This is a genomic window from Leisingera sp. UBA4491 (assembly GCF_002388965.1).
Taxonomy (GTDB): Bacteria; Pseudomonadota; Alphaproteobacteria; order Rhodobacterales; family Rhodobacteraceae; genus Leisingera; species Leisingera aquaemixtae.
Window position 1 is genome coordinate 74,805 of the sequence record NZ_DGNN01000009.1, and the last position, 22,216, is coordinate 97,020.

The window sequence follows — 22,216 nt, forward strand, 5'->3', positions numbered from 1 at the left end:
AGGCTCAGCGCCAAGGGCGCTGAGCCTGGCCCAACGGGAGCGGCGTATCTCACAGATGCGGCGGCGACGGGCGGGAGGGCTCCGGCGGCTACCCTGAGATTGCTTTGCGGAAATGCGCGGCGAGTTTGGCCGCCTCGCCCGCGCTGTCGTGACGCTCCAGCACCCGGGCGCGCCCCGCCTGCCCCATGGCCGCCCGCCGCGCTGCCGGAGTGTGCGCCAGCGCCAGCACCGCCTCTGCCAGCGCGGCCTCATCCCCGGCCGGCACCAGCCAGCCGGTCTGTCCCGGCACCACAAGTTCCGGCGTGCCGGCAATATATGTCGCGGCCACCGGGCGGGCGGCAGCCATCGCCTCCATCACCACCATCGGCAGGCCTTCGGCGAAGGAGGGCATCACCAGCGCGTGGGCGCGGGCCAGCTCGGCCCGCACGCCGTCCTCCGCCAGCCATCCGGTCAGGGTGATGTTGCCGCCCAAGCCTTGCCTGGCAATCTCCGCTTCCAGATCCGCGCGCATCTCCCCGTCGCCGATCAGTGCAAGATGCAGGTCCGGGATCTCCTGCACCAGACGGGCCATGGCGCGGACCAGCACCATCTGGCCCTTCTGCTCGACAAAGCGCCCGATGGCGGCCAGCCGCAGCGGCCCCTGGGGCAGCGGCGCAGGATCGGCGAAGCGGTCCGGTTCGATGCCGCAATGCACCACTTTAAGGCTGTCCCACTTGCCGAACGCGGCCCAGCGGCTGAGCTGGCTTTTGCCGAAGCTGCTGACGGCTACAGTGAACCTGGCCCGGTTGATCTTTTCACCCAGCGACAGGGCGTGCGGCGCATCGAATTCCTCCGGCCCGTGCACCGTGAAACTGTAGCCGGGGCCGCCCAGCACATGCGCCAGCATCGCAACCGCGGCGGAGTTGGTGCCGAAATGCGCGTGCATGTGCTGCACGCCCTCAGCTGCGCAGCGCTGTTTCACTAACGCCGCCTCGGCCAAGTAGACCAGGTGGCGCAGGATGCCCTTGTCCGAGGCCCGCGCCAGTTTCAGCGCCAGCTTCAGCGCCTGCCCGAACCGGGCCGGCGCCGCCGTTTCCCGTGCCAAGGCTGCCAGCAGACGCCCGGCCCCGGCCTTCAGAACATACTGCGTGCGGGCCGCCTCGGCCTGATCGCCCGGATCGGCCAGGGCCGCGCCGGAGGGGCGCATCGCCAGGCGCAGGATGTCCACGCCCTGGCGTTCCAGCGCCTGCAGCTCGCGGCGGATGAAGCTGTGCGACGGCTGCGGATAGGTGTTCAGGACATAGGCGATCTTCAACGCTGAATAATCCGTGCAAAAAGGTTTGTCCGCCGCAGGTTAGCGGCGGTTTCGCGTCTTGCCCAGCACCGCCGTCCGCTTGTCGCGCAGGCGTGGAGAATGCGGCAAAGGTTGCGGGATTGTCCTGCGGTTCCGGGCTGCTGGAGCTGTCTGCGCCACCGCAGGCGTCCCCGCGATTGACGCCCCTGCCCCGCCTCCCTAGCCTGCGGTACCGGACGTTGGGGGATCTATTAGAACATGCAGCGGGTTGCATCGCATTTTGCAGGCCAGGGGATGGCGGCGCGGGTGCTGCGCTCGGCCTCCTGGCTGATGATCGGCTATGGCGGCAGCCAGGCCCTGCGGCTGGCCTCGAACCTGATTCTGACCCGCATCCTGTTCCCCGAGGCCTTCGGCCTGATGGCGCTGGTCACCGTGGTGACGGTGGGTCTGTCGCTGTTTTCCGACGTTGGCATCGGGCCGTCGATTGCCCAGAACAAACGGGGGGATGATCCGGCGTTTCTGGATACTGCCTGGACCATTCAGGTGATCCGCGGCTTTGGCCTGTGGGCGCTGACGGCATTGCTGGCCTGGCCCGCGGCGGCGTTTTACGGCGCGCCGGAGCTGCTGGTTTACCTGCCTGTTGCAGGCGCCGGGCTGGCGATTGCCGGCTTTAACCCGACACGGATCGAAACCGCGCACCGGCATCTGCTGTCTGGGCGGGTCACGGTGCTGGACCTGGGCGGCCAGGTGATCGGGCTGGCGGCGATGATTGCGCTGGCGCTGGCAACGCAGTCGGTGATTGCGCTGGTGCTGGGCGGGGTGATCCAGGCTGCGGCCAAGCTGGCTTTGTGCCATTTCGGCCTGCCGGGCACCGCCAACCGGTTCCGCTGGGAGAAGGCCGCCGCGCAAGAGCTGATCCATTTCGGCAAGTGGATTTTCCTGTCCACCGCCTTCTGGTTCCTGACCTCGCAGGGGGACAGGGCGATCCTGGGGAAGTTCGTGCCGCTGGAAGTGCTGGGGATCTATAACATCGGCTATTTCCTGGCGAGCTTTCCGATGCTGCTGGGCCATGCGGTGAACCAGCGGCTGATGATCCCGGTTTACCGCGACAAACCCGCGCGGGAAGCACCGGAGAACCTGCGGCGGCAGCGGCAGCTTCGCGGCGGTCTGACGGCGGCGATCCTGGCGATGCTGCTGGCGATGGCTTGGGCCGGGCCGTGGCTGGTGCAGCTGCTTTATGATGACCGCTACGTGCTGGCCGGGCCGATGATCGTGCTGATTGCGCTGGCGCTGGCGCCGGCGGTGATCACCATGACCTATGACCAGGCGGCGCTGGCGGCAGGCGACAGCCGCGGGTTCTTTGTGTTTTCCGCGGTGCGGGCCTGCCTGCAGACGGCGCTGTTCCTGGGCGGCGTGGCTTGGTTCGGGCTGGCGGGCGGCATCGCGGCGCTGGGGCTGGCGATGCTGGCGGCCTATCCGGTGCTGGTGCGGCTGGCGCGGCGTCACCATGTCTGGGATCCGCTGCATGATGCGGGCTATGCGCTGCTGACGGTGGCGGCAGGCGGAGCCGCGCTGAGCTGGCACTGGCCCGAAGTCGCCGCAATGGCAGCTGCTCTTGGCACCCCTTAGGCACCGCCATAGGCGCCTGCATCGCAAACGCGCTCTGAGGGCAGTGCCCTGCCGCGAGCTGCCGGGAAAAGGTGCCTGATGCCTAGCTTCTGCGCCTGATCAGGTCCAACAGCCCGCGGCGCGGCGGGCGGGTGTTCATCACCGGGATGGAAACCACGGGCACCAGGCCGGTTTCCCGCTCCATCTGCGCGGCGGTGCGCAGCACCGGCTGGCGCAGCTCCTGCAGGAAGGCGGCCAGAAAGGCGGCCAGCAGGCTGGCCGCGGCCCCCATCAGCGCCTTGGTCTTGCGGGCACCGGTCACCGGGTAATCCGGCAAGGGCGCCGGTTCGATCACTGTCAGACGCTCTGCCTGGCGGCCGGTTTCCAGGCGGAAGCCTACTTCTGCCTCGTTGCGGCGGGCGGTCATCTGCGCAAGCTCTGCCTGCAATTGCTCCAACCGCCGGTCGTAGGCGCCCAGCCGGCGCTCCACCTCCGGGGTGGTTTGCAAGGACGCCTCAAGCCCGGCCCTGCGCCGGGTCAGCAGCTGCTCCTGCGCGTCCAGCGTGGCCAGTTTCTGCTCCGCTTCCTCCTGCATCCGGCGGGCGGTGGCGGGGCGTTCGGTGGCCAGCGCCTGGTCCGCGGCGCGGCGGATTTCGATCCGTTCGCGGGCGATTTCCAGAAGGCCCTCGTTCAGAGCTGCGATCTCTGCCCGGCGGAATTCGATGGTGCCCGGCAGGGTTACGTCATTTTCGTTGCGGTAGGCCGCGATTTCATCTTCCAGCGCGGCGACCTGATCGGCCAGCGCGGCTTCCTTGCCGGCAAAGAAGCTAAGGGTTTCGCGGGCCTGATCAATGCGGGTGGCGACGCTCAGCTCAATCGTGCGGCGGCCGAATTCGCTGGCGACCTGCTGCGCCTGTTCGGCGGTGGGCATCCGGGCGGTGATGGTCAGCACCGAAATGGTGCCATCGTCGGCAAAGCCTTCGCGGGCGGCAGCCACGCCGGTGATCCGCACCGAATCGCGCAGCAGCGCCACTTTCTGAAGCTGGGTCAGCGCCTCCATATCCGCATAAAGGCCGAATTTTTCGATGACTTCCAGCACCGCGCCGCGGGCCATCAGGCGCTGCTCGATCAGCTGTATGCGGCGGGCGGAAGAGCCCTCGACGGTGGATTTGGCCAGTTCGCCCGCAATCTGCGGCTGGGTGACCTGCAGCACCTCGGCGGTCTCATACTGATGCTGCTGGCTGGCGGCGAACCAAAGCGAGCCGAGGCAGCCCAGGATAAAGACGCAGACAATGGTGAACAGCCTGCGCCGCACCATGTCCAAAAAATCGCCCAGCGAGTAAATCGGCCCCATCTGTCTGCTCTCTTGCCCCTGCCCGTTGCCCGTGCCCGTTGCATGTGCCGGCTGCCCCTGCCCGCTGCCTGTGCCGGATCGGCCCGGCAGTGGCCCGCGCCCGGAGTCTGACCACAGCAACCGGGCAAAACTATGACGCCGGGATGGTCAATTCAGCGGGCTGTCCGTGTCGCGGGCCCGGTTCAGCACCACGCCCAGAAGCTCTGTATGGCCGGCCAGCATTTTCTCGCAGGCGGCCAGCTGCGCGGCGGTGGTGCGGGTGCCGTCGGAGATCAGCAGCACCGCGTCCACCTGCGGCAGGAAGGCCGCGGTGTCGTCATGCTCCAGCACCGGCGGCAGGTCGAACAGCGCGGTATCGGCGCCCGAGCGCAGCATCATGGCGTCCAGCGCCTCGGCGCAGCTGCCGCTGTGCAGCAGTTCTGCCGCATCCTGATCCGCGCTCCGGTTGAGGCCAACTGCCAGCGACGGCAGCGGGCGCACGAACTGGTCTTCGATCCGGGTGCTGCCGGACAGGAAGGCGGACAGATCGCCCTGCGTCTCTATCCCCAGCGCCCGGGCCATGCCGGGGCGGCGGAAGTTCAGGTCCATCAGGATGGTGCGGCTGCCCGGCACCCGGGCCAGGCTGAGCGCCAGATTGACCGCCGAGAAGGTGGTGCCGCAGCCCGCCGCGGGCGCGGTTACCGCCACCCTGTTCCAGCCGCGCGCCTTCAGGCTGTGCAGCAGCCGGGTGCGCAGCAGGTCAAAGGATTTGGCCGCAGGCGAGGTGCGGAACCGGCTGACCAGCGGCAGCCGCGCGGCCTGCTCAACGCCGGTGTCAAACGGCACCTGGCGGATCCGGTCCCAGGGTTCCGGCAGGCGGGCCGGCAGCTGCACCTGCGGCGGTGCGGCGGGCGCTGTCCTCTGCTGTGGCTCTGCCGCGCCGGTGCCGCCATCGGCAGACGGCGCCGCCGGCGCGCGGCGGCGGCGGAACCGCTTGAAGCTTTGCTCGCTCATGCCGTCCTCATCGTCTTCCAGTCCCGTAAGCGGGCTGCGGGCCGGGATGGCGCCGCACGCCCCTGATATTGCAAAATGCTTCACAACCCTGCCCTCCGCAATGGCTGGCTGATCTGCTGCCAGGCCCGGACGGCGGGCCTGCATAGGATCAGACAGAGGTTAATATCCCGTCCCCTTCATCACCACGCCGACGGTGCGCCAGAGCAGCCCAAGGTCCCGGCCCAGCGACAGCCCGTCGCGGTACTCGAAATCGGCCTGCACGCGGCTGGCAAAGCTGCCTTCGTTGCGCACAGAGACCTGCCAGATGCCGGTGATCCCCGGACGCAGCGCGAAATAGGCGGCAGCATCGCCGTAAAGCGGCAGCTGTTCCGGCATCATCGGGCGCGGGCCGACCAGGCTCATCTCGCCTTTGAAGACGTTCCACAGCTGCGGCAGCTCATCCAGAGAGGTCATGCGCAGCAGCCGCCCGACCGGGGTGATGCGCGGATCGTTCTTGAGCTTCTGGGTGTCCTGCCATTCCCGGCGCAAGGCGGGGTCGCTGTCCAGATAGTGCTGCAGCAAGGCGTCGGCGTCGCGCACCATGGTGCGCAGCTTCAGGATGCGGAACACCTTGCCGCCGCGGCCCAGACGCGGCTGAGTGTAAAACGGCCGCCCGCCCTCCAGCCACAGCGCCGCGGCACAGAGTAAGATAACCGGCAGCGTCAGCGGCAGGATGAGGATAACCAGCAGCAGGTCCAGAACCCGCTTGCCCGCTATCCGGTAGCCGCTGCCGCCAGCCCGGCGGCCGGGCCGGGCAATAGGCCGCCCCGCCGCCGCAAAGCCGGTCAGGCCTGCATTCATGTTGATAGGCTGCAAGCGCAGATGCTGCAGAGGCCGGTGAGGCAGAGTGGCGCCCCCGGTATCCTGTTCAAACTGCGCAAAAGACAGCCCCGCCCCTCCGGGAACCAAGTCTTTCATCGAAAACCCCCGCTACCCAGCCTGAAACCGGCTGGACCGCCCTCATTGACGAGGCGGCCGTGTCTAAACTCAAACCGGCCTCCCGCGCGCCATCGGCCGCAGAACACCACTACTGATTTTCAGGTTCCAAAACGGGGCGCGCCCCCACGCGCCCGCGCCGTTCTTGTTGGTCGCCTAATCCCCTGGCGACACTGCATTTCTGCAGTCACCCCCAATTAAACCAAATTTTAGGAAATTCGCGCAAATTGTGGCAAGGCACCGGAAAAGCCCGGAAAAAGCCTCAATACGGCCGCGTGAGCGGAAACAATTTCCGCTCAATCTACGGAATTGTTCCAGAACTGCGGAAATCAGGTGCAGAATCGCTTCTCGCGCACCCCGGTCTGAGCCGGTCAGCCGCCGCGGAACTGTCCCGGGCTTTGCCCTGTCCAGCGCCGGAAAGCCTCGCTGAAACTGTTCAGCCCGGAATAGCCCAGCAGAAAGGCAATTTCGGAGAGCGGCAGTCTGCTCTCCCGGAGATAGCGGATCGCCAGAGCCTTGCGCAATTCCTCAAGAACGGTGAAGTAGCTGGTGCCTGCCCGGGCCAGCTTGCGCGACAGGGTGCGCGGGCTCATGCCCAGATCGGCCGCCACATTCGCCAGCGATGCGGTGCCGCCGGACAGCCGGGCAGACACCGCTTCTTCGACCTGCGCCGTCAGGTCGGTGCTTTTGCGCCCCAGCCCGCGGCCGTGCAGCAGCTGGTCGCCAAAGGTGCGCAGCACCCGCAGCAGCAGGCGGTCGCCGCTGGCCAGCGGCAAATCCAGATCCTCGGGTTTGAACACAATGCGGCTGGCCGGAGCCGCGAACCGCATCGGGCAGCCGAAAAAGGCCGCGATCTCTTCGGCGCCGCGGCGGCGCTGGTGGACAAAGGCCGCCTCCTGCGGCTCGATCCGCGTACCGGCCGCCTCGCGCAGGGCGGAAAAGAACAGCGCCGCAAGGAATTCGGTATACTGATCCGCCTGCTGGCCGGAGGCCGCCGTGCAGGACCAGGCGAACTCTCCGTGCGAGGCGAGACGGGATGTGTCCACGTCCCAGGCGTCGCTCATCACCCCGGCATAGCGCGCGATGTTGCGCAGGAAGCAGCCCGCGGTCGGCGAGGTGCGGGCGATATAGCCCAGCAGGCCGGCCAGCCGCAGGTCGCTGGCGCAGCCGAGGCGGAAGCCGAACAGCGGATCGCCGGTCAGCTCCGCAGCGCGGCTGAAGAAGCCGGCGATGGCAGCAAAGGGGGCGGCAGGCTCTTCCTGGTTCAGCAGGGCCTGGCCGAAACCGGTGCCGGCAAACACGGCGGCGGGCGTGAACCCCTGGGTCAGCAGGTGACGCGCGGCGAGCTGGGCAAATATGGCATTGTGCGGTACCGGTGCGGCGGGCATGTTTGCGGTCTCTCCTTTTGCTGTCACGGCCGGTTTCAGTGTTTACGGTGCAAACCGTGTTCCGGATTGGCAGGGTCAGTTACGCGCGGCCGTTCGGTGCGGCGCCGGCCAGGAGGACAGGCAGTGCCCGGACCCGGCGCTCTCACCGTACTGGATATTGCGCGCCGGGCGCAGCGCTGCGCGGCCTGTCTTTCGCAGAAATGGCGTGCGTTTTAGCCTATGACGCGCATACCAGCGGGTAGACACCTCTCCTTACGGGTATTTGCGGCTGTACGGCTGCGCGCCGCGCCCTTGCCGGGACCGGGAATCACCGCCATAACCGCAGGCAAAGCCATGGCAGAGGAATGAGGACATCATGCACCCTCCCCAAAGCGCGGCCGGCTTTCTGGCTGCCAATCTGGACGGGCTGACGCTCACCGCCTGGACCGTGATCCCCGGCGCGCCGGCCGCTGCTCCGGCGCAGGTGCTGCAGCTGCCGGACAGCGGCGCTGCCGCGCTGGCCGCGGCGCTGCGCCAGGCCCTGGGCGGCGCGATCTGCCCGGTGGTTCTGGGCGGCAGCTCCCTTTTGCCGCCGCATCCGGTCCCGGCAGTGCCCGCCGGTCTGCCGCTGGGCGAAACCCGGCTGGACGGGCTGGAAATCCACGCCCTGCCCGGTCTCCGACAGGCGGCGCCCTGCGGCGTGATGCAGGGTGCCCTGGCCCGGCTCAGCGGTTTCCTGCAGCTGAACCCGGACTGGGACGGGGTGGTGTGCCTGCCCGGAGCGGTGACCCACTGGGTGCAGGTCAGCGCCCGCGAGGCAGTCAGCTTCCAAAGCGCCCTGACCGGCCAGATGGCGCAGGCAGCGGCGCAGGCGATGGGACTGAAGGCGGCGGTCAGCTGGGACAAGGCGGCGCTGGCGGAGGCGGCAGCAGACGGGATTGCGAGGCCGGAACAGCTGGCGGCCCGGCTGGCGTCGGTCCAGGCTTCGTCGGCTCTGGATGAGATGCCCGCGGCCGATGCGCGCGCCCGGATCTGGGGGCTGCTGCTTGGCGCCGAACTGGCGGCAGCGCGGCCTTACTGGCTGGGCCAGAACCTGGCGCTGATCGCAGAGCCGCCGCTGCAGGCGCTCTACGGGGCGGCACTGGAGGCGCAGGCGCTGCCGGTCAGCCTCGCCGATCCCGGCCGCATGGCGCTGGAGGGGCTGAGCCGCGCCTGGAACCGCCGCTGAGCGGCGGCGGCTGTTTCCTGGCCGGGACTGAGGCTTTCGAGGGCGCCCCGCCTGGCGCCCGGCACAGGCCCGCGCCTGGAAAAGCGAAGCGCTCCCGCGCCCGCAGGTGCCCCGGCTACGCCCAACGGGCACAGGCCGTCCGCCAGGTCGGCCGAAGCCGGGCGGGAGCGCTTCGCTGTCCTTGCCCGCCAGCCAGGCTGCATTTCACGTGAACCGGGACTTTGCCAGCCAGGGAACAAGGCGGAACAGGCCCGTAGAAAAGACCTGTGCATAACGCCTGTGCCTAAAGCCTGTGCATCAGGTCTTTGCGATGAAGCGGCTGCCCTTGCCGGGGGGCGTTTCCGGCGGGCCGGCAAAGCACTGGGCGATGCGCATCCAGTCCTGCGCTGCGGCGCCTTCCGCCTGCAGGCCGGTGTCGCCGGCATTGCGGACCTGCGTAACCACTTGCGCAAATTCCACAGCGCTGCCCTTGACGAAATTGCCGGCCTGCGGCGTGTTCCACTCCCAGACCGCGCCCGACGGTCCCGTCAATTGCACAAACGGCGCTGGCTCCGGCACCTCCAGCCCGCGGTTCGCGAAGCTCCAGCCATAGGTGGCCACCCCGAGATGCGCGATATTGCGGATGCGGTCGTGGTCCTGCCGCTGCAGCCCCAGCAGGTCGAACACCTCTTGGCCATGCGCCCAGGTTTCCATCTGCCGGGCGGTTATGGCGCTCAGCGCGCTCATGTCCGGGCCGATCCACTTGAGCCGCCTTTTGGGATCCGCCGCAGCATAGGCATCGGCGCAGCGCTCCGCCCCGTCCCGCCAGCCCTGAAACAGTGCGCGGCCCGACAGGCCGCCGAGCCAGGGGAACTGGCATTCGAGGATCGTCTTTCCCGCCTGCATGTCCTGCAGCACCGGCGCAATGAAGGCGGCGAACTCATCTTCCCCCTGCAGCGATGCTTCAGCCGCGGCGTTGAACAGGTGCAGGTGCCCCAGAACATGGCCGATGGTCCAGTCCTTGAACTGGGTCGCTCTATGAAAGGCCGCCTCTGGCAGATCTTCCAGAATGGCCGCCAAGGCACGGCTTTCGGCGCGGAAATCTTCGGCCTGCTGCATGTCTTCTCCCCCTGTGTGACCGGCAACAGGATAGCCGCCCCGATCGCATCGCTGGAAGCCCGGACGGCACGTCACAGGAAGGAGAAACCGTCAGCCCGCGGACATTGCCTTAAATGCGCGCTCCGCCGCCTCGAAGTTGCGGCTAAGGGGGGCGGTGTGCCGGGATTGCGCGGCGTAATAGGCGCCGGTGCGGCACAGCTGCGCGGCAAACGCGGGATGCACCCCGGCATCGTCATATTTGCGCACCCGCTCCTGGCTGAGCCAGCCGCGGCTCTTGACCTCTTTCTGGATCAGCTCCAGCCGCTGAATGCAGTGCAGGGCGGTGTAGGCCGACAGATACTCCAAGTATTCGCCTATCTCATGGCCGCAGCCGGGGTCGAAGGTTTCGATCATCACGTCGGCCATCTTGTCCGGCGCCACGGGCCAGGTCTCATCGCCGATGAGCCAGGCAAAATCCTCCGCGCCGTGGCGCAGGCCGGCATATTCAAAATCGAACCAGCGGACATACCCGTCCTCGCCGATCGCCGCATTGCCGGCGCGGCAGTCCCATTTCAGGAACTGCACCCCCGGCCGTTCCATGTATCCAGCGACCGCCGGGTAGTCGAACGCATCGGGGATGGCCATGGAACAGGCTTCCAGCGCCGCCACTGAGCCGACGAAGTTGCGGATCCAGCTGCGGTTGGCGCCCAGATGCGGCAGCACCGTATGCAGCGCGGTCTTGCGCGCCGCCGCCTGGATGCGGAAAACCGCGGCGCAGGCCTCAGCCGCCAGGTCGAGCTGGTCGGCTTCCTCGTGTTCAACGATCTCTTCACTCAGCCGTGTTTCGCCGGTGTCGGACTGGAACAGCACGTCCTTATGCACCCCCAGCACCCGCGGAATGTCATCGCAATGCGGTGCCAGCTGCTCCAGAACATAAGCCTCCAGATGGGTGCGGCGGAAGTTGGCGCGCAGGGTGGCAATTGCCGTGCGGTCCTTGAAATGCAGCCGCAGCGAGGAGCGCGACTTGCCGCCCGGGGCGGTGATTTCCACCGGTTCCTCGCCGAGCACCTCCCAGGCCGCCGCCGCGATATACGCGGTGCGGTCGTCGAATTTTCCATCAGCCATTGCCTGCACCTCTTCCCCGAACGCTGCCCTGCCCCGGCCAGCTCACCCCTCTCCGGTTAACGCCCTAAAGGGTAAAGGCGGCAATTTTCAGGACAGATTTGGGCAACGGCTGCGCACCGCGGGTTGAGTCGCGCTCTCCGGGCAAGGGCGGCGCAGGGCAATTGGCCGGAGACGCCGCACAATCAAAACCTGCGCCCGCGGATTGTTTCCGCAAAGCCCCCAGAAACGATGAAATTCGCCTAAAATGTGACGAAAACTTGGCCCTTCCAGCGCGTCTCCCTACTGTGATCAATTGCGCGGAAGCGGCCCAAGTGCCGGCCACTCCGCAATTTGGATACTAGGGTTTGCTTGGGGGGTAGAGATGGGCCGGGGGCATTCTTCATGGGGCTGGGGCGGCAAGCAGGCTTGCGGCGGCACCAGCTATTATAACGGCGGCGTGCAAGGCGGGCATTTCGGCCGCTGGTACGACAGCCACTTGTCAGACCGCTTTGGCTGGAAAGGCAAGGGCTACAAGGCTTGGCGTGACGACAGAGATGAAGAAGACGGTTCCGGCGGGACGAAAGGGTCTGGCAGCACCAAGGGATCTGGCGGCACGAAAGGGTCTGGCGGAACCAAGGGCTCCGGTGGCACCAAGGGCTGGGGCGGCACCAAGGGATCTGGCGGAACTAGGGGGTCTGGCGGCACCAAGGGCTTCGGCGGCAAGGGCCATCACGGCAAGAAGCACTGGTGGTACCGCGAGGAAGATGACTGGAACGGCTCTGGCGGAACCGGAGGGTCTGGTGGAACCGGTGGGTCTGGTGGAACCGGTGGGTCGGGTGGAACCGGAGACTCCGGCGGAACCGGCGGCTCGGGCGGAACGCACGGCTGCGGATCCGGCACCAAGGGCTCGGGCGGCACCGGAGGGTCCGGCAGCGGCGGGACCAAAGGCAGCGGAGGCACCCGGGGAACCGGCGGCTCCGGCGGGACCAAGGGGACCGGTGGTGACGGCAGCAATGGCGGTGGTGCCGCCGGCAAGACCTCAGTTTTCTTCGAGATCGGCGGCAACGGCGACCCGCGGGTCACCGTCGAGGTTCTGCAGACACCGGAAAACCAGCTGTTCATCAAGATTGAGCCCACCTCCTGGGACGGCGAGGTGGCCGACATCGACGGGCTGTTCTTCAACATGGCGGAGGATGCCAGCGTTGGCGGGCTGAACTTCTTCCCGGACGAAAACGCGCTGCCGGTCACCGGCCATGAGGCCAATGCCAATTCCGTCAATGCGCTGGATACCGGCACCGCCGTGCCGGGCAATTTCGATGCGATGGTGCAATTCGGCCAGGTGCCGGGCAGCACCATCGGCACGGTTACCAATGCCAGCTTTACCCTGTGGTCAGATGCCGGGCTGACGCTGGAGGATATCGACCTCAGCAGCATGTCGCTGGTGGTCACCAGCCCGGACGGCTCGCAAAAGGTGCTGGAAGGCGGTTATGACCCGGCGGCGGCAGCCAGCAGCGGCAGCGCCTATGCCAATGGCGGGGTCACCGGCGACGGCCTGAGCAACTGGTATGACGCCAATCTGGCGGGCCAGTTCCAGGACGGCGGCAGCGAGCCCGGCACCGAGGATTTCATGGCGCTGATGAACCAGCCGGTGGGCGGCACTGTGCCCGGTAGCGGCACCGGGGGCGGCACCGGCGATATGTACGAATTCGGCTGAGCCTGCCCCGTCAGGGCAAACAGCCGGGAGGGCGCCTGAAGGCGCCCTCTTGCCTGTCCCGGGCTGCTCAGGGCAGCGGACCGGTCTTGAACAGGCGGATTTTCAGGCCGCCGTGGGCCACCGGCGCGCCAAGCGGCAGGAACGGCAGGCTGGTGGCCTTGGCCAGTGCGGTTTCCGAGGTGACGATCCCCACGCGCCAGCCGGAGAACCGCTCCTTCAGCACCTGCCCCAAGGCGCCGTATAGGGCGAAGAGCAGCTTCTTGTTGCCGATCCGGGCGCCGTAGGGCGGGTTGACGATCACCAGGCCCGGCGGGCCGTCCGGGCGCTGCAGATCGCTGACCGCCGCCTGGGCGAAACGGGTGCAATCCGCCACACCTGCACGCTCCGCATTGGCGGCGGACATCTCCACGGCGCCTGCGTTGCGGTCGGAGCCGTGGAACAGCAGATCGGTTTCGCGTTCTCCGCCCTGCTGCTTCAGCTCTGCCCAGGCGTCCGCATCGAAGGTTGCCAGCTGTTCAAACGCAAAGCTGCGGCTGCGGCCGGGCAGCAGGCCCTTTGCGATCTCCGCCGCCTCGATCACGAAGGTGCCGGAGCCGCACATCGGGTCAACCACCGGCTCACTGCCGTCAAAGCCGCATTCGCGCAGGAACAGGGCGGCGAGGTTTTCGCGCATCGGCGCCTTGCCGACGGCGGATTTATGGCCGCGCTTGTGCAGCCCCTCGCCCGAAGTGTCGACGCTGAAGACGCACAGGTTGTCCTCAATGCGCAGCTTGACCGTCAGTTCCGCGTCCTTGCTGACCGGGGCGCCGAGGCTCTCGGCAATCGCCTTTTCGACCCGCTGCGCGGCGGCGCCGGCGTGGTAGATCTTGGACTTCTTGTTGGTGGCGACCTCCACCTTCACCGGCACGTCCGCGCGCAGCACATCGCCCCAGGGGAACTTGCGCGCGCGTTTATCAAGCTGGGCCAGATGGAAGGCGCGAAATTCGCCGATCCGCGCCAGAACCCGCGCGGCCCCGCGCACTGACAGGTTGGCGCGCCAGACCTCGCGCCAGTCTCCCTGCACCGTGACCCCGCCCGGAACCGCCTTGGGCGCGGCAAATCCCAGCTCCTTGGCCTCGGCCAGCAGCGCCTGTTCCAGACCCGGCGGCGCGGTCAGGAAAATCTCGAATGTGTTGTCTTGCGTCATGCCGCCTCTGTAGCGGGAATGCTCTGGCGCGGCGACTGCTTTTTCACCGCCGGCACGGCAAAAAATTTGCGTTGCGTCACTCCCGGAAATGCTGCGCCGCGGCATCCTCTGCACGTTGAAAGCGGCCGCCCCAAGGCGTATTTTTCACCAGCAAAATCAGCATCTTAAAGCTTACTAAAAAATTAGTTTGACAACATATTCCAACCTATGAAAGCTCTATGGCAGTCAGATGCAGCTTATGCACAGCTGGCTATAAGCGACTTTCAGGGAGGAAAAAGATGCGGAAGTATCTTTTGTCCGCAGCCGCCGTTTGCGCGATGGTTGCGGGATCAATTGGCTATGCCGATGAAATGGCGGCCAAAAAATGGATTGATGAGGAATTTCAGCCTTCGGTGCTGACCAAGGACGAACAGCTGTCGGAATTGCAGTGGTTCATCCAGGCGGCTGAGCCGTTCAAGGGCATGGAAATCAACGTGCTGTCGGAAGGCATCCCGACGCACTCCTACGAATCCGAGGTGCTGACCAAGGCGTTCGAGGACATCACCGGCATCAAGGTGAACCACCAGATCCTGGGCGAAGGCGAGGTCGTTCAGGCCGTGCAGACCCAGATGCAGACCAAGCGGAATCTCTATGACGCCTACGTCAATGACTCCGACCTGATCGGCACCCATTCGCGCCTGCAGCTGGCCTACAACCTGACCGACATGATGGCAGGCGACTTCAAGGACGTGACCAACCCCGGTCTCGACCTGGATGACTTCATGGGCACCCAGTTCACCACCGGCCCGGACGGCGACCTGTACCAGCTGCCCGACCAGCAGTTCGCGAACCTCTACTGGTTCCGCAAGGACTGGTTCGACCGCGAAGACCTGCAGGCCGCGTTCAAGGAAAAATACGGCTACGACCTGGGCGTTCCGGTCAACTGGTCCGCATATGAGGACATCGCCGAGTTCTTCAGCGAGCAGGTCAAGGAAATCGACGGCACCGCGATCTATGGCCACATGGATTACGGCAAGCGCGCGCCGGACCTTGGCTGGCGGATGACCGATGCCTGGCTGTCGATGGCCGGTGCAGGCTCCAAGGGTGAGCCGAACGGCGTGCCGATCGACGAATGGGGCATCCGGATGGAAGAAGGCTCCTGCAACCCGGCTGGCGCCAGCGTGACCCGCGGCGGTGCCGCCAACGGCCCGGCGGCGGTCTATGCGATCCGCAAGTGGGACGAATGGCTGCGCAAATACGCGCCTCCGGGTGCGGCGTCCTATGACTTCTACCAGTCGCTGCCGGCACTGGCGCAAGGCAACGTGGCACAGCAGATCTTCTGGTACACCGCCTTCACCGCCGACATGGTGAAACCGCAGTCCGAAGGCAACAACACCGTTGACGGCGACGGCAACCCGCTGTGGCGGATGGCGCCCAGCCCGCACGGCCCCTACTGGGAAGAAGGCCAGAAGGTCGGTTATCAGGACGTGGGCTCCTGGACCTTCCTCAAGTCCACCCCGCTGGACCGCGCCCAGGCTGCCTGGCTCTATGCCCAGTTCGTGGTGTCCAAGACCGTGGACGTGAAGAAATCGCACGTCGGCCTGACCTTCATCCGCGACTCTTCCGTGAACCACGAAAGCTTCACCGAGCGCGCACCGAAACTGGGCGGCCTGGTCGAGTTCTACCGCTCGCCCGACCGCGTGGCATGGTCGCCGACCGGCATCAACGTGCCGGACTATCCGAAGCTGGCCCAGATCTGGTGGCAGCAGATCGGTGACGTGAACTCCGGCGCCTTCACGCCGCAGGAAGCCATGGACCGTCTCGCCGAAGAAATGGACATCACCATGGCCCGTATGCAGCGCGCAGACGAGCAGGCGAATGTCTACGGCGGCTGCGGCCCGCGCCTGAACGAAGAGAAGGACGCGGAGTGGTGGCACGCCAATGGCGGCGCCAAGCCGCCGCTGGAGAACGAGAAGCCGCAGGGCCAGACCGTCAACTATGACGAGCTGGTGGCCCGCTGGGCAACCAACTAAGCCCCTCCTCCCGGTCCGGCCAGCGATCCCCATCATCTGGCCGGGCTGCATCAGGCCCCGGAGACCCTTTCCTGTCTTCCGGGGCCTTCTTCCCCAAGATACCGCGCGCCCTGCCCCCGCGCGCAAACAGGCCGCCTGCCGGAAAGTCAAAGCAAGATGGCACTCGAACTTAAGGGTGTGACCAAGCGCGTCGGCGCCATTCAGCACATCAAGGAAACATCCCTGCTGCTGGAGCCCGGTCATTTCAACGTCCTCCTCGGCGCCACCGGCTCCGGAAAGACCTCACTCATTAAACTGATGGCGGGCCTCGACCCGATGGCCAGCGGCCAGGTGCTGATGGATGGCGAAGATGTCAGCCGTCTCAGCACCCAGAAGCGCAACATCAGCCTGGTGCATCAGTTCTTCATCAACTACCCGCATATGACGGTATTCGAAAACATCGCCTCGCCGCTGAAAGTGGCAGGAATGGCGAAATCGGAGATCGAAGGCCGCGTGGAAGAGGCCGCTGCGATCCTGCAGCTGAAGCCGATGCTGCACCGCCGCCCGCATGAGTTGTCCGGCGGCCAGCAGCAGCGCTGCGCCCTGGCCCGCGCGATTGCCAAGGAAAGCCGCGCAGTGTTCCTGGATGAGCCGCTGGCCAACCTCGATTACAAGCTGCGCGAGGAGCTGCGCGACCAGCTGCCCGAGCTGTTTGCCGGCCGCGGCGCAGTGGTGGTCTATGCGACCTCGGAACCGGAGGAGGCGCTGCTTCTGGGCGGCAAGACCGCACTGATGCGCGGCGGCCGGGTGACCCAGTTCGGCCCCACCGCCGAGATCTACCGCAACCCCGGCAATGTCGATGCGGCGCGGGTGTTTTCCGATCCGCCGATCAACACCGCCGAGATCACCAAGCAGGGCAGCATGGCCCGCCTGGGCGCCGGCGTCACCTGGGAGCTGAGCGGCGCCGCCGCCGGTCTGGCCGATGGCACCTACACCATCGCCATCCGCCCGCACCACGTGCTGCCAGTGGCAAAGAACGGCGCCCATGTGCAGCTGTCGGGACAGGTGCAGGTGACCGAACTCTCCGGCTCCGAAAGCTCTGCCCATTTCGACATGGGTTCCGGCAGCTGGGTGTCCCTCGCCCACGGCGTCCACCCCTATCAGGTGGGTGAGCTGCACGACTTCTACATGGACCCCGCGCAGGCATATTTCTTTGCCCCCGACGGCAGCCGCGCGGCGTGAGGCATCAATGGCTAAAATAACTCTCTCAAAACTGCGCCACAGCTATCTTTCGACGCCGAAGTCCGACTCGGACTACGCGCTGAAGGAAATCGACCTCGACTGGACCGACGGCGGCGCCTATGCGCTGCTTGGCCCCTCGGGTTGCGGCAAATCCACTCTTCTCAACATCATTTCGGGGCTTCTGGTGCCGTCTGAAGGCCAGATCCTGTTTGACGGCAAGGACGTGACCGCCCTGCCCCCGGACCAGCGCAACATTGCGCAGGTGTTCCAGTTCCCGGTGATCTACGACACCATGACGGTTTACGACAACCTGGCCTTCCCGCTGCGCAACCGCGGCCGGGACGAAGCCACGGTGCACAAACGGGTGATGGCGATTGCCGAAATGCTCGAAGTGACCGGGATGCTGGATCAGAAGGCGGCCGGATTGTCACCTGACAATAAACAGAAGATCTCGATGGGCCGCGGGCTGGTGCGCGAGGATGTGAACGTGGTGATGTTCGACGAACCGCTCACCGTGATCGACCCGCATCTGAAGTGGAAGCTGCGCTCCAAGCTGAAGGAGCTGCACCAGCGGGTGAAGGCGACGATGATCTACGTCACCCACGACCAGACCGAGGCGCTGACCTTTGCCGACCAGGTGGTGGTGATGCAGCTGGGCGAGGTGGTGCAAATCGGCACCCCCGTGGAGCTGTTCGAGCGCCCGGCGCATACCTTTGTCGGCCATTTCATCGGCTCGCCGGGGATGAACATCCTGCCCTGCGTCGTGCAGCACGGTGCCGCCCTGTTTGCCGGGCAGCAGATTGCGCTGGAAGGCCCCATTCAGGGGGCCGCAAACGGCCAGACCGAAATCGGCATCCGCCCGGAGTTTGTCTCGCTCGCAGGCCACGGCCTGCCTGCGACGGTCACCAAGGTCTCTGACATCGGCCGCCACACGGTGGTGGAATGCGAGGCCGGCGGCCACCGTATCAACGCCATCACCGACGGCGCCGCGCCGGAAAAAGGCAGTGCCGTGCATCTCGCCTTCCGCCAGGACATGACCCGGCTTTACGTGGATGGCTGGCTTGCCACCTCCCCCGCTGCAGACGAACAAGGAGCGGCCTGATGAAAACCGAAAACCAGAAAGCCTGGTTCTTTGTCCTGCCGGTGCTGGCGCTGGTCGCCTTCAACGCGCTGATCCCGATGATGACGGTGGTCAACTACTCGGTGCAGGAGACCTTTGGCGACAACGTGTTCTTCTGGCAGGGGCTGGACTGGTTCCAGCAGATCCTGCGCTCTGACCGCTTCCACGCGGCGCTTGGCCGCCAGTTTCTGTTCACCTTCCTGATCCTGATCATCGAGGTGCCGCTGGGCATCGCCATTGCGCTGTCGATGCCGCGCAAGGGGTTCTGGGTGCCGGTGTGCCTGGTGCTGATGGCGCTGCCGATGCTGATCCCGTGGAACGTGGTCGGCGCGATGTGGAACATCTTCACCCTGCCCGACATCGGCCTCTTGGGATACTTCCTGAACCACGTGCTGGGCATCAACTATGACATGACGCAGGATCCCGTCGCGGCCTGGGTGACCATTGTCACCATGGACGTCTGGCATTGGACTTCACTGGTTGTGCTGCTGTCCTATGCGGGCCTGGTCTCGATCCCGGACGCCTACTACCAGGCGGCCAAGATCGACGGTGCCACCAACTGGGCGGTGTTCCGGTTCATCCAGCTGCCCAAGATGAAGACGGTGCTGACCATCGCCATCCTGCTGCGCTTCATGGACAGCTTCAACATCTACACCGAGCCGTTTGTTCTGACCGGCGGCGGTCCCGGCAACTCCACCACGCTGTTGTCAATCGACCTGGTGAAAATCGCGCTTGGCCAGTTCGACCTCGGCCCCGCTGCCGCCATGTCGCTCATCTATTTTGCAATCACTCTGTTGGTCAGCTGGCTGTTCTACACGCTGATGACCAAAGACGATCAGAACTGAGGGAGGGAGACCGATGCAAAAACGATCCATCGTCCCCATCGTCTATATCCTGTTTCTCATGCTGCCGATCTACTGGCTGGTGGCGATGAGCTTTAAGACGACCAATGAAATCCTGTCGGGCTTCTCGCTGTTCCCGCAGACCTTCACGCTGGACAACTACGCGACCATCTTCACCGATCCCAGCTGGTACTGGGGCTACATCAACTCGATCCTCTACGTGTCGATCAACACCGTGATCTCCATCGCGGTGGCGCTGCCGGCCGCCTATGCCTTCAGCCGTTACCGCTTCCTGGGCGACAAGCAGCTGTTCTTCTGGCTGCTGACCAACCGGATGGCGCCGGCCGCGGTGTTTGCGCTGCCGTTCTTCCAGCTTTACTCCGCGGTGGAGCTGTTCGACACCCATCTGGCTGTTGCGCTGGCGCACTGCCTGTTCAATATCCCGCTGGCGGTCTGGATCCTCGAAGGCTTCATGGGCGGCGTTCCCAAGGAGCTGGACGAGACAGCCTTTGTCGACGGCTATTCCTTCCCGCGCTTCTTTGCGACGATCTTCATCCCCTCGATCAAGGCGGGCGTGGGTGTGGCGGCCTTCTTCTGCTTCATGTTCTCCTGGGTGGAACTGCTGCTCGCGAAGACACTGACCGCCGTCGCCGCCAAGCCGATTGCCGCCACCATGACCAAGACCGCGTCCTCCGCGGGCTATGAACTGGGGCTGCTGGCCGCGGCTGGTACTCTGACAATCATTCCGGGCGCCATCGTGATCTGGTTTGTCCGCAACTACATCGCGAAGGGTTTCGCGATGGGGAGGGTGTAATGCTTTCATGGATGGCCTGGACCTGGCCCACTGCCCTGTTGTTCATCGGCATCTTCACCGCCATCGGCGTGCTGATCATCGCTGAGATCCGCCACCCCGGCGGCGCGGCCCGCAAGGGCGTGCTCGGCCTCACCACCACCCGCGGCGACCGGCTGTTCATCAGCCTCTTGGGCACCTCCTACATCTTCCTGGCCTGGCTGGGCCTGGTGGGGATGCCGCTGTGGTGGCCCTTGGGCCTGTCGATCGCCTGGGGCATCTTCTGCTTCTGGAAGGTCTGACGCCGGCGGATCGGGTCAAGGGGGCCGCAGGCCCCGCCAAAGGCGGCTTGCCCTTGACGCGCAACCCTTAAACACACTGAAGACGGGCCTTGAAGGCAAACCTGCCCTTCAAGGCCGTCTCAGCCAACCCCCTGAACAGATGCGCCAGGCACCGTCCCAAAGACTGGCCCATCACCCCGCAATCCTGCTGAATAGACTCGCGCGGCAGCGCACATTTTAACAACAGCCCCCCCCGCCGCCGCGCATCTTCTAAGAAAATAGTTTTCACGGGAGCCCCCTTCCCCTAGCATGACTGGAACCACCAAATGAGCCGGACTGCCGAGGCGATGCGCAAGAAACACGACACTTCCCTGCTGACCGAGGTCGAGCTGGAATTCATGACTGTCGTCTGGGACCTGGGCGGCGGCACCGTGCGCGATATCCTGGCGGAGCTGAACAAGGTGCAGGAACGCGCCTATACCTCAGTGGCCACGGTTCTCAAGATCATGGAGCAAAAGGGCTTTCTCACCAGCGAGCGCAAGGACCGCTCCCTGGTCTACCGCCCCGCCGTTCCCAAGGCAGAGTATCAGAAAACATCTCTGAAAAACCTTTCGAGCAAGCTTTTCAACGGCGCGCCCGCCGCCCTGGTGGCGCGGCTGGTCGATGATGAGGATGTGACCGACGAGATGCTCGAGGAGATGCGGGCGCTCTTGGAGGAAAGGCTGGGGGACAATGCCAACTGATGTTCTGCTGAACGCCTATATTGACCTGAATATCCTGCTGCTGGCGGGCACCCTGCTGTGGTTCGCCGCCCGCAAGGCGCTGGCGCGCAGCCCGCTGGGCCGCGCCTACCGGCCGCAGCTGCGGCTGTTGAACGGGATGACTGTGCTGCTGGCGGCCTCGCCGGTGCTGATCCTTGCCTTCACCCATTATGTCATCGCCCATCCGCCGAATTTCTCCGACATGCTGGTCTCGCAGTACCTGCAGGGCAATGTCAGCATGAGCGCCGGCACGTTCGAGGCCACCCTGGGCCTGCGCGAGGATGCGGTGCGCGGGCTCACCAGCCTGCAGCCGCTGTGGGCACAGGCCCTTGCCGCGGCGTTTGCCGCCGGGGCGCTGCTCTGCCTGGCGCATGTGGCCGCGTCCGTCTTCCGTCTGCGGCAGAACCTGGCGGGCGCCTTCACCTGGAAGCGCATCGGCCGGGTGCAGCTGATGGTGTCCGATGACATCCGCGTCGCCTATTCCACCCGCGGACTGCTGCGGCGCTATGTGGTGCTGCCCTCGGCGCTGCTCAATGACCCGCGCGATTTGCGCCTGACCATCGCCCATGAGCTGCAGCACTTCCGCCAGCGCGACATCGAATGCGAGTTTCTGCTGGAGATGCTGCGCCCGCTGCTGTTCTGGAATCCCGCCTTTTACATGTGGCGGCGCGAAGTGCGGCTGCTGCGGGAGTTTGCCTGCGATCAGGCCTTGATGGCGCGGCCCGGTTTCGATGTGCGCGCCTATTGCGAATGCCTGATCCGCGCCTGCGCCCATGCCGCCCGCGGCCCGGGCCTGTTCATGCGCCGCAGCCCGGCGGTGGCGCTGGTCGACCGCCGCGAAACCCGCCGCGGCGCGTCTCTGCAGCGCCGCATTATCGCGGTGACGGCAGTTCAGCCGCGGGGGCCGAACTCGCTGGGCTGGGGGCTGGTGTCCTTGGCGATGGCCGGGGTGGTGCTGGCAACCGCGATGCTGCTGCAGCGGCCCAGCGACTGGAGCCATGACCGCATCATGCTGTCGACCATCGTCAACCTGGAGCGGATGGCCAGCCGCAACACGGGGTCAGAGCTTGCGGTCAGCGCCCTGAATGGCGGCTTTGCCGTTCCGGCCCGGTAAACCGGGAACACCGGTCCTCTGCCAAATGCTCAGATCCGCCGCGTGAATTGCGGCGAAGCATTCGTGGCGCCGGCAGTCCGGCTGTGTCCGGCAGCCGCCGCTGTATCAGACCTCCCCCATTTCAAGACGCGGCCCGGTGCCTGCGCCGGCACTGGCAGAATTCTGCGGGACCGGCTGCCGGGCTTGAGCGGAGAAA

General features: G+C 65.8%; 19 protein-coding genes. 11 read left to right on the forward strand and 8 right to left on the reverse strand.

Features of this window, described 5'->3' with window-relative positions; translation table 11 throughout:
* Positions 1-88: 88 nt before the first annotated feature.
* Complete coding sequence (locus B2P87_RS03440) at positions 89-1,294, reverse strand: glycosyltransferase (RefSeq protein ID WP_141889666.1); 1,206 nt, start codon at positions 1,292-1,294, stop codon at positions 89-91.
* 237 nt (positions 1,295-1,531) lie between these two features.
* Here B2P87_RS03440 and B2P87_RS03445 point away from each other — a divergent pair, with 237 nt between their 5' ends.
* Positions 1,532-2,902: an oligosaccharide flippase family protein gene (locus B2P87_RS03445; protein ID WP_141889665.1), complete on the forward strand. Its 1,371-nt coding sequence runs from the start codon at positions 1,532-1,534 to the stop codon at positions 2,900-2,902.
* A gap of 82 nt (positions 2,903-2,984) precedes the next feature.
* Here the strand turns inward: B2P87_RS03445 and B2P87_RS03450 are convergent, their stop codons facing one another.
* The 4 genes from B2P87_RS03450 to B2P87_RS03465 form a co-directional block, all read right to left on the reverse strand.
* Positions 2,985-4,235: a DUF874 domain-containing protein gene (locus B2P87_RS03450; RefSeq protein ID WP_141889664.1), complete on the reverse strand. Its 1,251-nt coding sequence runs from the start codon at positions 4,233-4,235 to the stop codon at positions 2,985-2,987.
* Positions 4,236-4,382: 147 nt separating this feature from the next.
* Positions 4,383-5,228, reverse strand: coding sequence for a CpsD/CapB family tyrosine-protein kinase (locus B2P87_RS03455; protein ID WP_333868371.1), 846 nt, complete (start codon positions 5,226-5,228; stop codon positions 4,383-4,385).
* Positions 5,229-5,387: 159 nt separating this feature from the next.
* A complete protein-coding gene (locus tag B2P87_RS03460; protein ID WP_141889663.1) occupies positions 5,388-6,185 on the reverse strand; it encodes a sugar transferase in 798 nt (265 codons plus the stop codon).
* Positions 6,186-6,574: 389 nt separating this feature from the next.
* Positions 6,575-7,591, reverse strand: a complete 1,017-nt coding sequence (locus B2P87_RS03465) for an AraC family transcriptional regulator (protein ID WP_141889662.1) — start codon at positions 7,589-7,591, stop codon at positions 6,575-6,577.
* Positions 7,592-7,946: 355 nt separating this feature from the next.
* Here B2P87_RS03465 and B2P87_RS03470 point away from each other — a divergent pair, with 355 nt between their 5' ends.
* On the forward strand, positions 7,947-8,798 hold the full coding sequence (locus B2P87_RS03470; RefSeq protein ID WP_141889661.1) for a 2-dehydro-3-deoxygalactonokinase: 852 nt from the start codon (positions 7,947-7,949) through the stop codon (positions 8,796-8,798).
* Between the two features lie 297 nt (positions 8,799-9,095).
* Here B2P87_RS03470 and B2P87_RS03475 read toward each other — a convergent pair whose 3' ends face one another.
* On the reverse strand, positions 9,096-9,896 hold the full coding sequence (locus tag B2P87_RS03475) for a TIGR03084 family metal-binding protein (RefSeq protein WP_141889660.1): 801 nt from the start codon (positions 9,894-9,896) through the stop codon (positions 9,096-9,098).
* A 90-nt stretch (positions 9,897-9,986) separates the two neighbouring features.
* Positions 9,987-11,000: a hypothetical protein gene (locus B2P87_RS03480; protein ID WP_141889659.1), complete on the reverse strand. Its 1,014-nt coding sequence runs from the start codon at positions 10,998-11,000 to the stop codon at positions 9,987-9,989.
* A 361-nt stretch (positions 11,001-11,361) separates the two neighbouring features.
* Between B2P87_RS03480 and B2P87_RS03485 the strand changes: the two genes are divergently transcribed.
* Positions 11,362-12,693, forward strand: a complete 1,332-nt coding sequence (locus tag B2P87_RS03485; RefSeq protein ID WP_208764519.1) for a hypothetical protein — start codon at positions 11,362-11,364, stop codon at positions 12,691-12,693.
* A 67-nt stretch (positions 12,694-12,760) separates the two neighbouring features.
* Here the strand turns inward: B2P87_RS03485 and B2P87_RS03490 are convergent, their stop codons facing one another.
* The gene (locus B2P87_RS03490; RefSeq protein WP_141889658.1) at positions 12,761-13,879 is read right to left on the reverse strand and encodes a THUMP domain-containing class I SAM-dependent RNA methyltransferase; all 1,119 of its coding nucleotides are present in this window, start codon (positions 13,877-13,879) and stop codon (positions 12,761-12,763) included.
* A 278-nt stretch (positions 13,880-14,157) separates the two neighbouring features.
* Between B2P87_RS03490 and B2P87_RS03495 the strand changes: the two genes are divergently transcribed.
* The 8 genes from B2P87_RS03495 (at position 14,158) to B2P87_RS03530 (ending at position 22,020) form a co-directional block, all read left to right on the forward strand.
* Positions 14,158-15,891: an ABC transporter substrate-binding protein gene (locus tag B2P87_RS03495; RefSeq protein WP_141889657.1), complete on the forward strand. Its 1,734-nt coding sequence runs from the start codon at positions 14,158-14,160 to the stop codon at positions 15,889-15,891.
* Between the two features lie 156 nt (positions 15,892-16,047).
* The gene (locus tag B2P87_RS03500; protein WP_058286556.1) at positions 16,048-17,112 is read left to right on the forward strand and encodes an ABC transporter ATP-binding protein; all 1,065 of its coding nucleotides are present in this window, start codon (positions 16,048-16,050) and stop codon (positions 17,110-17,112) included.
* Positions 17,113-17,119: 7 nt separating this feature from the next.
* Entirely contained in the window at positions 17,120-18,214 is a 1,095-nt protein-coding gene (locus B2P87_RS03505; protein ID WP_141889656.1) for an ABC transporter ATP-binding protein, read from the forward strand.
* Positions 18,214-19,077 carry a carbohydrate ABC transporter permease gene (locus tag B2P87_RS03510; RefSeq protein WP_058286554.1) on the forward strand — a complete coding sequence of 288 codons (864 nt, stop codon included), beginning with the start codon at positions 18,214-18,216 and terminating at the stop codon, positions 19,075-19,077. Before B2P87_RS03505 ends, B2P87_RS03510 begins: the two co-directional genes overlap by 1 nt.
* Before the next feature lie 13 nt (positions 19,078-19,090).
* The gene (locus B2P87_RS03515) at positions 19,091-19,888 is read left to right on the forward strand and encodes a carbohydrate ABC transporter permease (RefSeq protein ID WP_141889655.1); all 798 of its coding nucleotides are present in this window, start codon (positions 19,091-19,093) and stop codon (positions 19,886-19,888) included.
* The gene (locus B2P87_RS03520; protein WP_027236659.1) at positions 19,888-20,166 is read left to right on the forward strand and encodes a DUF2160 domain-containing protein; all 279 of its coding nucleotides are present in this window, start codon (positions 19,888-19,890) and stop codon (positions 20,164-20,166) included. Before B2P87_RS03515 ends, B2P87_RS03520 begins: the two co-directional genes overlap by 1 nt.
* A 305-nt stretch (positions 20,167-20,471) precedes the next feature.
* Positions 20,472-20,888, forward strand: coding sequence for a BlaI/MecI/CopY family transcriptional regulator (locus B2P87_RS03525; protein ID WP_008555282.1), 417 nt, complete (start codon positions 20,472-20,474; stop codon positions 20,886-20,888).
* On the forward strand, positions 20,878-22,020 hold the full coding sequence (locus B2P87_RS03530; RefSeq protein ID WP_141889654.1) for a M56 family metallopeptidase: 1,143 nt from the start codon (positions 20,878-20,880) through the stop codon (positions 22,018-22,020). Before B2P87_RS03525 ends, B2P87_RS03530 begins: the two co-directional genes overlap by 11 nt.
* Positions 22,021-22,216: the final 196 nt, after the last annotated feature.